The organism is Microbacterium sp. NPDC057741 (assembly GCF_042798735.1).
In the GTDB taxonomy this organism is placed as follows: domain Bacteria; phylum Actinomycetota; class Actinomycetes; order Actinomycetales; family Microbacteriaceae; genus Microbacterium.
The window spans coordinates 1-12,337 of the sequence record NZ_JBHVJW010000007.1 but is presented as its reverse complement, the minus strand read 5'-3'; the positions used below and the strand labels follow the sequence as shown (position 1 = coordinate 12,337).

Here is a 12,337-nt window from a genome sequence, read left to right as displayed (position 1 = left end):
CGAGGGTACCCGCCGTGGCAGGATGAGGGCATGTCGCGTACCCCGATGGCGCTGCTGTCCGCCGCAGATCAGGAGCGTCTCCGCGGCCTGCGCAGGATGAAGGGCGTCGCGCTGGGCGCCCTGCTGTTCATGGCGGTCGCGTTCGTGATCGCCTTCGCGCTCGAGGGGCGCTACCCCTGGCTCTCATACGTGCGAGCTGCGGCCGAGGGCGGGATGGTCGGTGCACTGGCGGACTGGTTCGCCGTGACAGCTCTGTTCCGGCATCCGCTCGGCCTGCCGATCCCGCACACCGCGATCATCCCGAACCGCAAGGACGAGATCGGCCGCAGCCTTGGCGAGTTCGTGGAGACCAACTTCCTCTCCGCGGAGGTGGTGCGCACCAAGCTGGAGCAGACCGAGGTCGCGCGCAGGCTCGGCGAATGGCTGCGCCGGCCCGACCATGCCGAGCGGGTCGCCGCCGAGGGCGCGACGGTCGCGACGGCCGTACTGCACGCGCTCAGCGACGACGACGTGCGCGACGTGATCGCCGATCTCGCCCGTCAGAACCTGGTCGATCCGGAGTGGGGTCCGCCGGCGGGTGCCTGGCTGGAGCGCATCGTCGATGCCGGCGCGCACCACGGCGCCGTCGACCTGGCCGTGGACAGCATCTCGACCTGGCTGGATGCGAACGCGCACGCGTTCCAGGGCCTGGTGTCCCGCCGGCTCCCTTCCTGGGTGCCGGGTGTCGCGCACAGGCTCGTCGACGACACGGTCTACCGCGAGGCGGTGAAGTTCGCGCACGCCGTGCGAGCCGATCCGCAGCATCCGGCTCGGATCGCGATCGACGGCTACCTCGCCCGCCTCGCCGACAGGCTGCAGCACGACCCGGCCATGAGAGCGAAGCTCGAGAGCGCGAAGAGCGGTCTGTTCGACAGCCCGCGGGTCGCCGCACTGGCGGCAGAGGCCTGGCAGGCCGCGAAGACCGGCCTGATCCGATCGCTCGATGACCCGCAGAGCGGACTGCGCACCCGTGCCGCGTCGGCGATCGCGGACATCGGCACGCGGCTCACGACGGATGCTGCGCTGCAGAGCCGCGTCGACGGCTGGGTGACGGATGCCGCGGTCTTCGCCGTCGACCGCTACCGGCACGACATCGCCTCGATCATCACCGACACGATCGAGCGCTGGGATCCCGCCGAGACCACCGAGAAGATCGAGCTGATGGTCGGGCGCGATCTGCAGTACATCCGGCTGAACGGCACGGTCGTCGGCGCCCTCGCCGGGGTGGCGATCTTCGCCGTCGCTCACGCACTGATCCCGGTGTGACCTGCTGTCTGGTGCGCCAGACAGATAGCCTGAGACGCACGGTCCGCCGCTCGTCGCGGTGTGACACGCTGAGACTCGGATGCGTCACCCGGCGTCCGCGTCGAAGGGACTCCTCATGGCACTGTCGCACGATCCGTCCTGGCCCCGCGCCGGTGCCTGGCCCGCCTTCGACGGCGCCCAGGCGGATGCGGCGATCGTCGGGGTACCGGTCTGGCGCACGTCGCTGTCCCCGACCGGCGCGCACGCGACGCCCGCGGCGATCCGCGAGGCCCTCCCCCGGTACAGCGCCACGCTGATGGGCCCGCCCGTCGTCGATCTGAACGAGGCGCTGCGGATCGTGGACGCCGGCGACGTCGACGAACCCGACGGCGATGAGGGCACCGAGCGCACCGTCTCCCGTGTCGCGGAGCTCGCCGCGGCGAGCCGGCGCGTGATCGCCCTGGGCGGCGACAACTCCCTGACCTACTCGGTGGCGCGCGGAGCGGCCGCGACCGGCCTGATCACCTTCGACGCGCACTTCGACCTGCGCGACGGCGTCTCCAACGGCACCCCGGTGCGGCGCCTCGTCGAGGATGCGCCGGAGGGCGAGCGCATCGACCCGCGGCGCATCGTGCAGATCGGCATCGCCGACTACGCGAACTCCGCCGCCTACGCGCAGCGCGCCGCGGAATGGGGCATCCGGGTGATCACGCTCGACGAGCTGCGGGCGCGCGGCATCGACGATGTCACCGCCGAAGCGCTCGAGGTCGCCGGCGCCGGCGCCGATGCCCGCATCCATCTCGACATCGACGTGGACGTGTGCGACCGCTCCGTCGCGCCCGGCTGTCCCGCGAGCGTGCCCGGCGGCCTCGCCGCCTGGGAGCTGCGCGCGCTGACTCGCGCTGTCGGAGCGGATGCCAGGGTCATCAGCGCCGACCTCGCCGAGGTGGATGCCACGGTCGACGCCGAGGACGGCCGCACCGTGCGCCTGGCAGCACTGTGCGTGCTGGAGCTGCTCGCCGGGCTGGTCACCGACAGATGAACGGCGAGGATCCGTTCGAGACCGCGGGCCTTGGTCGGCGCGCTGCCCTGATCGTGCGCTTCCTGCTGGAGCTCGCGCTGCTCGCAGGTGCGGCCGTCGCCGCATGGCGGCTGACTCCCGGCGGATGGTCGTGGGTCGCCGCGGTCGCAGTTCCGGTGCTCATCGCCGTGGTGTGGGGGCTGTTCCTCTCGCCGAAGGCCCGGATCACGCTGCCCGCAGCCGCGCGCGTCGCGCTCGAGACGGTGCTGTTCGGCGGTGTCGGTGCCGCACTGTGGGCGACCGGGCTGGGTGGCTTCGGAATCGCGTTGTTCGCGGTCTGGCTGCTCGATCGCGTCGCGATCGCCCTGCTGCGCTGACGCCGCGTCAGCCGGCGAGCGCCTCGGGGATGGGCCGGTCGCCGTCGTTGAACCGGATCGTGCGACGGATGGTCACCGGCTCGACAAGCGCCTGGGCGATGACCAGGGCGACGTTCGTCCTGGACACTTGCGCGGAGCTCTCGGCCTCGGCGTCGATCAGCCCCGTGCCCGTGCCCAGTGTGAGACTGCTCGGCCCGAGCACGGTCCAGTCCAGCGAAGTCGCGCGCAGGTACTCGTCGGCCGCCGCCTTCGCCTCGGCGTAGGCGTGGAACGAGTTGTCCTCCGGCACGCCGTGCTGCGGGGACGATCCGAAGTACGACACCATCACATAGCGCCGCACGCCGGCGTCCTTCGCGGCATCCATCGATCGCACCGCCGCCTCGAAGTCGACGGCACGGGTGCGCTCCGCCGAACCCCCTCCGGCGCCGGCCGACCAGACGACCGCGTCGTGCCCGGCGAACAGTCGGGCGAACGCGGCACGGTCCTCGTGCTCGAGGTCGAACACGACGGGTTCGGCGCCGGTGAGCCGCACCTCGGCCGCGTGGGCCGCGTTGCGGATCACCGCCGTGACCTCGTCACCACGGGAGACGAGGAGAGGAGCAAGCAGAAGGGCGACCTTGCCGTGGCCGCCGACGATCAGGATCCGAGCCATGTCTCCACGCTACGCCCGCGGGGAGCGAAGTGCGCCGGCCGATCCGGCCCTCGCCGCGCGGCAGTTCCATGCCCGCGCGGCAGTTCTCGCTCACCCCGCAGGCTCGCGCTGCCTTTTCTCGCTCGCGCGGCGCGTATCTGCGCCGCGCAGACCGAAAAGTGCAGCGCGAGCCGGCATCAGCGCAGTCAGAGCGTCAACCGCAGCGAAACGCAACCGCTCAGAGCGCCGCGACGCCGTCCTTCCAGACCTGCTTCACCAGGGGCACGCCGGGCCGGTAGGCCAGGTGCACACGGGTCGGGGCGTCGAGCAGCACCAGGTCTGCCCGCTTGCCCGGTGCGATCGCACCGATGTCGTCGCGCTGCAGCGCCGCCGCTCCCCCGGCCGTTGCCGCCCAGACGGCCTCGGCCACCGTCATCCGCATGTCGCGCACGGCGACGGCGATGCAGAACGGCATCGAGCTCGTGAAGCTCGACCCCGGGTTCGTGTCACAGGCGATCGCGACGGTGACTCCCGCGTCGATCAGCCGGCGGGCATCGGGGTACGGCTGCCGGGTGGAGAACTCCACGCCGGGCAGCAGCGTCAGCACGGTGTCCGACGCGGCGAGCGCGGTGACGTCGTCGTCGGTGAGGTAGGTGCCGTGGTCGACGGATGCCGCACCGAGCTCGACCGCCATCCGCACACCCTCACCGGGGCCGAGCTGGCTGGCGTGCACCCGCGGCTTCAGCCCGCGCGCGATGCCCGCCTCGAGCACACGCCGGGACTGTGCGACGGTGAACGCACCGGTCTCGCAGAACACATCGACCCAGCGCGCGTGAGGCGCGCAGGCGTCGAGCATGTCCCCCACGACCAGGTCGACGTACCCGTCATGGTCGTCGGCGTACTCGGCCGGCACGACGTGCGCGCCGAGGTAGGTGACCTCGGGCGTGACCTCGGCCGCGAGCCGCACCAGCCGCTCCTCGGTCGCGACGTCCAGGCCGTAGCCGCTCTTGATCTCGACGGTCGTGGTGCCCTGCGCGAGCAGCTCGCGGACGAAACCGCGCAGCCGCTCGCGCAGCTCGTCATCGGATGCTGCGCGCGTCGCGGCGACGGTCGAGCGGATGCCGCCGGCGGCATACTTCTGGCCGGCCATCCGCGCCTCGAACTCGGCGGCGCGGTCGCCGCCGAACACCAGGTGGCTGTGGCTGTCGACGAAGCCGGGGATCACGGCGCGCCCACCGGCATCCACCGTCCCGTCGGCGGCGGGGGCGTCCGCCGCCGCGCCGACCCACGCGATGCGCCCGTCCTCGATGAGGACGGCCGCATCGCTCAGGGTGCCGAGTCGGTCGTCACCGGCGGGGAGGTTGGTCGTCAGCTCCCCGATGTTCGTGATGAGCGTCGACATCACAGGCCCATCGGCACCTTGAGGCCGCGCTCGCGCGCGATGTCCTTCGCGTGGTCGTAGCCCGCGTCGACGTGCCGCATGACTCCGGTGCCGGGGTCGTTGGTGAGCACGCGCTCGAGCTTCTCGGCCGCGAGGTCGGAGCCGTCGGCCACGGTCACCTGGCCGGCATGGATGGAGCGGCCGATGCCGACGCCGCCGCCGTGGTGCAGCGAGACCCAACTCGCACCGGATGCCGTGTTGAGCAGCGCGTTCAGCAGCGGCCAGTCGGCGATCGCGTCGGAGCCGTCCTTCATGGCCTCGGTCTCGCGGTACGGGCTGGCGACCGACCCGGAGTCGAGGTGGTCGCGGCCGATGACGATCGGCGCGGACAGCTCACCCGAGGCGACCATCTCGTTGAACTTCAGGCCCGCCAGGTGCCGCTCCTTGTACCCGAGCCAGCAGATGCGGGCAGGCAGACCCTCGAAGTGCACCTTCTCGCCGGCCTTCTCCAGCCAGCGGTGCAGCGCCTTGTCCTCGGGGAAGAGCTCGGCGATGGCCCGGTCGGTCTTGTAGATGTCCTCCGGGTTCCCCGAGAGCGCCGCCCAGCGGAACGGGCCGCGGCCCTCTTCGAACTGCGGGCGGATGTACGCCGGCACGAAGCCGGGGAACTCGAACGCACGGTCGAACCCGCCGAGCACCGCCTCGGCACGGATGGAGTTGCCGTAGTCGAACACTGCGGCACCGGCGTCCTGGAACTCGACCATCGCGGCGACGTGCGCGGCCATCGACTCCCGCGAGCGGCGGGTGAACTCCTCCGGGTCGCGCTCGGCCTCTGCCTTCCAGTCCGCGACCGAGATGCCGATCGGCAGGTAGGCGAGCGGGTCGTGCGCGCTGGTCTGGTCGGTGACGATGTCGATCGGCACGCCGCGGCGGAACAGCTCGGGGAAGACCTCGGCCGCGTTGCCCACGATGCCGACGGACAGCGCCTCGCCGGCGTCCTTGGCGGCGACCGCACGGGCGACGGCCTCGTCGAGATCGGTGTAGTACACGTCGAGGTACCCGTGGTCGACACGGCGCGACAGGCGCGACTCGTCGACGTCGACGATGAGGCAGGCGCCGTCGTTCAGCGTGACGGCGAGCGGCTGCGCGCCGCCCATGCCGCCGGCGCCGCCGGTGAGCGACAGCGTGCCCTTGAGCGAGTCCCGCCCGAGCGATCGCGCCACGGCGGCGAAAGTCTCGTAGGTGCCCTGCAGGATGCCCTGTGAGCCGATGTAGATCCACGAACCCGCGGTCATCTGGCCGTACATCATCAGGCCTTCGGCCTCGAGTCTGCGGAACTCCGGCCAGGTGGCCCAGTCGCCGACGAGGTTGGAGTTGGCGATCAGCACGCGCGGCGCCCACTCGTGGGTCCGGAACACGCCGACCGGCTTGCCGGACTGCACCAGCAGGGTCTCGTCGGGCTCGAGTTCGTCGAGGGTGCGGACGATCGCGTCGTACGCCTCCCACGAGCGCGCGGCGCGGCCGGTGCCGCCGTAGACGACGAGATCCTCGGGGTGCTCGGCGACCTCGGCGTCGAGGTTGTTCATCAGCATGCGCTTGGCGGCCTCGGCGCCCCAGCTCTTCGCTGTGCGCTCGTTGCCGCGCGGGGCGCGGATCCTGCGCGACGGGTCGTGCAGGGTGGGGCCGGACTGGGTGTCAGACATTCGCGTTCTCCTTGGCGGTGCGGGCGACGGCGCCCGACTTGACGAGTTCGGTGACGGCTTCCATCTCGGGCGAGAGGAACCGGTCGGGGCCGGGGCCGCCGGCGACGGTGCGGACCAGGTCGCGCACAGCTCCGGTCGCAGGACCGGCGACGAGCGGCGCACGCAGGTCGAGCGCACGTGCGCCGGTGAGGATCTCGATCGCGAGCACGCGAGCGAGCCCGTCGATCGAACGGCGCAGCTTGCGAGCCGCGGACCAGCCCATCGACACGTGGTCCTCCTGCATGGCCGACGACGGGATCGAGTCGACGGATGCCGGGGCGGCGAGGCGCTTCAGTTCGGAGACGATGCCGGCGGCCGCGTACTGCGCGATCATCAGGCCGGAGTCGACGCCGACCTCGGAGGCGAGGAACGGCGGCAGCCCATGGCTGCGCGCCGGGTCGAGGGCGCGATCGGTGCGGCGCTCCGCGACGGATGCCACATCGGCGACCGAGATCGCCAGGAAGTCCAGCACGGCGGCGACCGGTGCACCATGGAAGTTGCCGTTGGACTCGATGCGTCCGTCGATCGTGACGACAGGATTGTCGACGACCGAGGCGAGCTCGCGCTCGGCGATCATGGTCGCGTGCGCCATGGTGTCGCGAGCAGCACCGTGCACCTGCGGCGAGCAGCGCAGCGAGTAGGCGTCCTGCACCCGCCCGTCGTCCGGGCCCTTGTGGCTGGCGACCATCGGCGAGTCGCCGAGGAAGGCGCGCAGGTTCGCGGCGGATGCCGCCTGCCCGACCTGCGGTCGGAGGGCCATGAGGTCGGCGGCGAACACGGCGTCGGTGCCGAGCTGCGACTCGATCGACATCGCGGCGGAGAGGTCGGCCGTGGTGATCAGCATCTCGAGGTCGTGCAGGGCGAGCACCAGCATGCCCAGCATGCCGTCGGTGCCGTTGATGAGCGCGAGGCCCTCCTTCTCCTCGAGGACGAGGGGCGCGATCCCCGCGGCGGCGAGAGCGTCGGATGCGGGGACGAGCTCACCGTCTGCGCCTCGCACCTCCCCCTCGCCCATGGCTGCCAGGGCGACGTGCGCGAGCGGGGCGAGGTCACCGGAGCAGCCCAGCGAGCCGTATTCGCGGACCAGCGGCGTGATGCCGGCGTTGAGCATCGCCGCGTAGGTCTCCACGACGACGGGGCGCACGCCGGTGCGTCCGGAGGCGAGGGTCTGCAGACGCAGCAGCTGCAGCGCACGGACGACCTCGGTCTCGACCTCCGGGCCCGTGCCCGCGGCGTGCGAGCGGATCAGGCTGACCTGCAGCTGGCGGCGACGCTCGGGAGCGATGAACGTGGTGGCGAGGGCGCCGAAGCCGGTGGAGACGCCGTAGTGCGGCACCGGGTCGGCGGCCATGGCGTCGATGACGCGCCGCGACTCGGCGACGCGGCCGAGTGCTCCGGCGTCGATGACGACGGATGCGTGATGGCGGGCGATGGCGACGACGTCGGCCGGAGCGAGGGGTGCGGCGCCGACGACGACCGAGGAGTTCTGAGGCATGTTTCGATTCCACACCCGCGCTCCCCCGCGGAACAGAGCGATGTGGCATCCTTTGTCTGTGATCTCAGACGAAGCCGCGCACAGGCCCCAGGTGCCTGCCGCCGACCAGACGCTGCGCATCCTGCGGCATCTCGCGCGCCGCCCTGCACCGGTCGCCGCGTCGGCTCTCGCGCGGGATCTCGGCATCCCGCGCTCGACGATCTACCACCTGCTGGCGACCCTCGAGGAGCATGGCTTCGTGGTGCATCTCGCACAGGACCGGCGCTGGGGTCTGGGCACTTCGGCGTTCGAGCTGGCGGGCGGCTATGCCCGGCAGGAACCGCTGGCGCGCCTCGGCCGCCCGCTGGTCGCGGGCCTCGCCGACCGCCTCGGCGAGAGCGCGCATCTCGCGGTGATGAGCGGAAGGGATGTGCTGTACATCGTCGAGGAGCGCGCCGTGCGCCGCCCCGCGCTGGTCACGGATGTCGGTGTGCGCCTGCCCGCGCATCTCACGGCGACAGGCCGCGCGATGCTCGCCGCGCTGCCCAAGGTGCAGGTGCGTGCGCTGTACCCGGACGCCTCGTCGTTCACGGAGCGCACGGGCCGTGGCCCGCAGAAGCCGTCAGAGCTGCGCGAGCTGCTCCGCCTCGTCCGGCAGACAGGCGTGGCCACCGAGGACGGCGAGATCACCGAGGGGTTCCGCTCGGTCGCCATCGCCGTGCGCGATCATGCAGACTGGCCCGTGGCAGCGGTCGCCGTCACATGGTCCGGCGACGACGCCCCCGCCGGCCGTATCACCCATGCGGTGAGCGAGGCGGCGGCCATGCTGGGCCGGCGTCTCGGTTCCGCAGCACACCGCTGACCACGTTGTCTCCGATCTGCGACATCGCTGCGACGGCGTCGCGACATCCGCTCGATAGCCTCGTCTCATGACCACCGCTCAGCTCCGCGGCCTCCGCCCGCTCCTGATTGCCGCATCCGCCGGGATCGTCGCCGCGATCGCTCTGGCGGGATGCGCCGCCGAGGCGCCGCAGACGCCGAAGACCGAGCCGACGAAGGCTGCGGAGAAGGCGGCCTCCGCGCCCACTGTCCCCGGCTACGACGTCGGACAGTTCCCTCCGGTCCCGCTGTTCGTGCTGCCCGACCTGTCGCTGCTGGACACCTCGGCCTCCGCATTCACGATCGAGGTGAACACCGCACTTGCCGACATCCCCGGCGTCACCGCCTCTCCCGCGCACTGCGATGGGGGCGAGGTCATCTCGGGCAACGGCACCGCCTATCTCTACGGGGACGGGTCGGGGGCGTTCACCGGGCCCGACGGCAGCGTGCAGAACTTCGGCGACGGATCCGGGAACTCCACGATCAACGGCGTAGCGATCCAGAACTTCGGCGACGGATCAGGCAATTACACCGCGGGCGATGTCCGCATCCAGAACTTCGGCGACGGATCCGGGAACTACTCGGACGGCGAGAAGGATGTCCAGATCTTCGGCGACGGATCAGGCAATTACACCGACGGCGCAACGAAGATCCAGAACTTCGGCGACGGATCGGGCGACTACATCGCAGGGGGCGTCCGCATCCAGAACTTCGGCGACGGATCAGGGAACTACACGGACGGCCAGATCAAGATCCAGAACTTCGGCGACGGCACCGCGAAGGTGAACGGCAAGACGGTGAAGGCCGCTCCGATCGCCGATGTGCCGCCGCTCGGGGTGTTCCCGCCGCTCGCGGCGCTGGCCCCGTTGAAGTCTTGCGGGACCATCCTGACCTTCGCCGACGGGGTGCTGTTCGACTTCGACCGCAGCGAGATCCGCGCCGATGCTGCGAAGACCCTCGACACGGTGGCGAAGACCTTCACCACGCTCGACGTCGCCCAGGCGGCCGTCTCCGGGCACACCGACGCGCTCGGCACCGATGACTACAACCAGACGCTGTCCGAGAAGCGTGCCGCGTCCGTCGTCGCAGACCTCCGGGACCGCGGGGTGAAGACCGAACTCACCTCGGAGGGATTCGGCGAGAGCCGACCGGTCGCACCGAACGAGATCGACGGAGCGGACAACCCTGCGGGGCGCCAGCTGAACCGCCGCGTCGAGATCTTCATCCCCGCCGCCCTCTGACCCGACTGACCACCTGGAGCCCCTGATGCGCATCATCCGCACCGCAGCCGCCATCGCCGCTGTCCTCGCCCTGTCGTTCGGCGCCACCGCGTGCTCGATCAGGATCGCCGACGGTGCGGCACCATCTGCGACGGACAAGCGGGCGGCGGGCGACGCGGATGCATCGGCGAAGGAGGACTCCCCCGCGCCGGCTGAGTCGGATGCCGGCTCCGCCCCGGACAGGGACGGCGTCACCCGAGACGACCTCATCGCGGAGGCCACCAGGACGCTGCGCTGCGACGGCGAACTGACGATGCTGGACGACGCCGTGATCGTCCGGGTCGAAGGCTCATGCGATCGTCTCATCCTGAACACCACAGGCTCCCAGGTCATCGCCGACGACGTCGCGCTCCTCGAGGTGATCGGCGACGGCAATCTCGTGCTGAGCGGCGTGGTCGACGAGCTGCTCGTCAACGGCACGGGGAACGTCGTGCACTGGACCGGCGCCACGCCGAAGGTGTCAGACGTCGGCTCGTCCAACACGCTCACGGCAGGATGAACCTGTGGCCTCCGATCGCCCTGCGCTGCTGCTCGTCGACGACGACGACGCGATCACAGGAGCGCTCGGGGCGTTCCTGGAGCGCAGCGGCTACCGGGTGACGATCGCCGGCGACGGTATCGCTGCACTCGCTTCCGTCGCGGCGGAGCGGCCGGACCTCGTCGTCTGCGACGTGCTCATGCCGAGGCTGGACGGACGCGAGTTCGTCCGGCGGATCCGCGCCGATGACCAGACATTGCCGATCATCCTGCTCACTCAGGTGGGTGAATCCTGGGAGCGCAGCGCGGCGCTCGACGAAGGCGCCGATGACTACCTGAACAAGCCGTTCGACCCGCAGGAGCTGCTCTCCCGCACCCGCGCAGTGCTGCGCAGGAGCGCGCGCAGCGACGTCCCGCTGCGCGCGACGCAGCGCCTGCGCAGCCTCGACCTGCTGATCGACCGCACTGCCAGACGGGTGTGGCGCGCTGAGCAGGAGCTCATCCTCACGCCGAAGGCGTTCACCCTGCTCGAGTACCTCATGGCGCATCCGAATGAGGTGCACACCCGCGAGCGGCTGCTCGCCACGCTCTGGGGGTTCGACTTCGCCACCTCGAGCCGAGCCGTGGATCATCGCATAGCGGAGCTGCGCCGGGTGATCGGCGACAACGGACCCGAGCGCTTCATCGAGACGTCGCAGAGCATCGGCTACCAGTTCAGCGCACCGGTGACCCCCGCATGAGCCGGCGGACCCTGCTCTGGACGATCGCCGCGATCCCGTTCGTGCTGGGAGCGCTCGTCGCGCTGATTCTGGCAGTCTCGGGCGACGGCCGAATGCTGCAGATCGGCATCGCGCTGCCTGCTGCGGCGCTGGCCGCCGGGACCGTGGTCACCGCGGCTACGGCGGGCGGACTGGGCATCGCCGCCGCCCGCAGGCGAGGTCGGGCCCGCGGTGCCGCCGCAATCGCGGTGGCGACCGAAGCCGGGGCGCAGTCGGAGCGCGAACAGCATCGTCGCTTCCTCGCTCGCCTCGATCATGAGCTGAAGAATCCGATCATGGCGATCAGGGCACAGGCCGCGGCGTCAGACGGCACTCCATCGTGGCAGATGGTGGATGGACAGGCCGCGAAGCTCAGCACCCTCGTCCGCGATCTGCGCAAGCTTGCGGAGCTGGAGACACGCCCCCTCGAGCTCGAGCGGATCGATCTCGAGGAGCTCGTGCAGGAGTCGGTCGACGCGATCGGGCAGCAGCAGCCGGAGGCCGCCGCGCGGTTCCGCATCAGTGCGACCCGCGTCCCATGGCCGGTGCCGCACATCGCGGGAGACATCGACCTGCTCTCGCTCGCCCTGGACAATGTGCTCGGCAACGCAGCCAAGTACTCGGCCGCGGGGGCGATCGAGGTGCGACTGCGGGAGCAGGAGGGATCCGCCGTCATCGAGGTCGCGGACAACGGACGCGGCATTCCCGCGGAGGATCTGCCTCGAGTGTTCGACGAGCTCGCCAGAGCCGGCAATGCCCGAGACGTCCCGGGTTCTGGATTGGGTCTCACGCTCGTCGCCACCGTACTGCGGAGACACGGTGGCGAGGTCGACATCCGCTCACAGGCGGATGCAGGAACCCTGGTCACGCTCCGGATCCCCTCCAGCCACGAGGCCTGACGTCCGGCGCTCGGTGCGCCGACTGTTCCGGGGCGTGGCGTTAACGCGAAAGAGCCACCCAGCTTTGGGTGGCTCTTTCGTTTAGAAGGAGTTCGGCGGTGTCCTACTCTCCCACAGGGTCCCCCCTGCAGTAC

General features: G+C 70.9%; 12 protein-coding genes and 1 CRISPR repeat array. Of the genes, 8 read left to right on the top strand and 4 right to left on the bottom strand.

Annotation, left to right across the window (positions count from 1 at the left end):
• Window positions 1-30: 30 nt before the first annotated feature.
• The 3 genes from ACFVDO_RS17795 to ACFVDO_RS17785 all read left to right on the top strand — a co-directional run bounded on the left by ACFVDO_RS17795 (window position 31) and on the right by ACFVDO_RS17785 (window position 2,682).
• On the top strand, window positions 31-1,305 hold the full coding sequence (locus ACFVDO_RS17795) for a DUF445 domain-containing protein (protein WP_378859895.1): 1,275 nt from the start codon (window positions 31-33) through the stop codon (window positions 1,303-1,305).
• A gap of 115 nt (window positions 1,306-1,420) precedes the next feature.
• The gene (locus tag ACFVDO_RS17790; RefSeq protein ID WP_378859894.1) at window positions 1,421-2,326 is read left to right on the top strand and encodes an agmatinase family protein; all 906 of its coding nucleotides are present in this window, start codon (window positions 1,421-1,423) and stop codon (window positions 2,324-2,326) included.
• Window positions 2,323-2,682: a YrdB family protein gene (locus ACFVDO_RS17785; protein WP_378859893.1), complete on the top strand. Its 360-nt coding sequence runs from the start codon at window positions 2,323-2,325 to the stop codon at window positions 2,680-2,682. The genes ACFVDO_RS17790 and ACFVDO_RS17785 overlap by 4 nt, the downstream gene beginning before the upstream one ends.
• Before the next feature lie 7 nt (window positions 2,683-2,689).
• Here ACFVDO_RS17785 and ACFVDO_RS17780 read toward each other — a convergent pair whose 3' ends face one another.
• The 4 genes from ACFVDO_RS17780 to hutH form a co-directional block, all read right to left on the bottom strand.
• Window positions 2,690-3,334, bottom strand: coding sequence for an NAD(P)H-binding protein (locus ACFVDO_RS17780; RefSeq protein WP_378859892.1), 645 nt, complete (start codon window positions 3,332-3,334; stop codon window positions 2,690-2,692).
• 217 nt (window positions 3,335-3,551) lie between these two features.
• Window positions 3,552-4,715 carry an imidazolonepropionase gene (gene hutI, locus ACFVDO_RS17775; protein WP_378859891.1) on the bottom strand — a complete coding sequence of 388 codons (1,164 nt, stop codon included), beginning with the start codon at window positions 4,713-4,715 and terminating at the stop codon, window positions 3,552-3,554.
• Window positions 4,715-6,397: a urocanate hydratase gene (gene hutU, locus ACFVDO_RS17770; RefSeq protein WP_378859890.1), complete on the bottom strand. Its 1,683-nt coding sequence runs from the start codon at window positions 6,395-6,397 to the stop codon at window positions 4,715-4,717. Before hutU ends, hutI begins: the two co-directional genes overlap by 1 nt.
• Entirely contained in the window at window positions 6,390-7,931 is a 1,542-nt protein-coding gene (gene hutH, locus ACFVDO_RS17765; protein WP_378859889.1) for a histidine ammonia-lyase, read from the bottom strand. The genes hutU and hutH overlap by 8 nt, the downstream gene beginning before the upstream one ends.
• A 40-nt stretch (window positions 7,932-7,971) precedes the next feature.
• Here hutH and ACFVDO_RS17760 point away from each other — a divergent pair, with 40 nt between their 5' ends.
• The 5 genes from ACFVDO_RS17760 to ACFVDO_RS17740 all read left to right on the top strand — a co-directional run bounded on the left by ACFVDO_RS17760 (window position 7,972) and on the right by ACFVDO_RS17740 (window position 12,203).
• Window positions 7,972-8,772, top strand: coding sequence for an IclR family transcriptional regulator (locus ACFVDO_RS17760; RefSeq protein WP_378859888.1), 801 nt, complete (start codon window positions 7,972-7,974; stop codon window positions 8,770-8,772).
• A gap of 464 nt (window positions 8,773-9,236) precedes the next feature.
• Window positions 9,237-9,561: a CRISPR direct-repeat array (repeat unit 19 nt; unit sequence TCCAGAACTTCGGCGACGG).
• A gap of 10 nt (window positions 9,562-9,571) precedes the next feature.
• Window positions 9,572-10,030, top strand: coding sequence for an OmpA family protein (locus ACFVDO_RS17755; protein ID WP_378886874.1), 459 nt, complete (start codon window positions 9,572-9,574; stop codon window positions 10,028-10,030).
• A gap of 25 nt (window positions 10,031-10,055) precedes the next feature.
• Window positions 10,056-10,568, top strand: coding sequence for a hypothetical protein (locus ACFVDO_RS17750; RefSeq protein WP_378859886.1), 513 nt, complete (start codon window positions 10,056-10,058; stop codon window positions 10,566-10,568).
• Window positions 10,569-10,572: 4 nt separating this feature from the next.
• A complete protein-coding gene (locus ACFVDO_RS17745) occupies window positions 10,573-11,286 on the top strand; it encodes a response regulator transcription factor (protein ID WP_378859885.1) in 714 nt (237 codons plus the stop codon).
• Entirely contained in the window at window positions 11,283-12,203 is a 921-nt protein-coding gene (locus tag ACFVDO_RS17740) for a sensor histidine kinase (protein ID WP_378859884.1), read from the top strand. Before ACFVDO_RS17745 ends, ACFVDO_RS17740 begins: the two co-directional genes overlap by 4 nt.
• Window positions 12,204-12,337: the final 134 nt, after the last annotated feature.

Coding starts and splice junctions, on each gene's coding strand:
- ACFVDO_RS17750 (WP_378859886.1), top strand. CDS start 10,056: ATGCGCATCATCCGCACCGCAGCCGCCATCGCCGCTGTCCTCGCCCTG.
- hutI (WP_378859891.1), bottom strand. CDS start 4,715: ATGTCGACGCTCATCACGAACATCGGGGAGCTGACGACCAACCTCCCC.
- ACFVDO_RS17740 (WP_378859884.1), top strand. CDS start 11,283: ATGAGCCGGCGGACCCTGCTCTGGACGATCGCCGCGATCCCGTTCGTG.
- hutU (WP_378859890.1), bottom strand. CDS start 6,397: ATGTCTGACACCCAGTCCGGCCCCACCCTGCACGACCCGTCGCGCAGG.
- ACFVDO_RS17780 (WP_378859892.1), bottom strand. CDS start 3,334: ATGGCTCGGATCCTGATCGTCGGCGGCCACGGCAAGGTCGCCCTTCTG.
- ACFVDO_RS17790 (WP_378859894.1), top strand. CDS start 1,421: ATGGCACTGTCGCACGATCCGTCCTGGCCCCGCGCCGGTGCCTGGCCC.
- ACFVDO_RS17785 (WP_378859893.1), top strand. CDS start 2,323: ATGAACGGCGAGGATCCGTTCGAGACCGCGGGCCTTGGTCGGCGCGCT.
- ACFVDO_RS17760 (WP_378859888.1), top strand. CDS start 7,972: ATGTGGCATCCTTTGTCTGTGATCTCAGACGAAGCCGCGCACAGGCCC.
- hutH (WP_378859889.1), bottom strand. CDS start 7,931: ATGCCTCAGAACTCCTCGGTCGTCGTCGGCGCCGCACCCCTCGCTCCG.
- ACFVDO_RS17795 (WP_378859895.1), top strand. CDS start 31: ATGTCGCGTACCCCGATGGCGCTGCTGTCCGCCGCAGATCAGGAGCGT.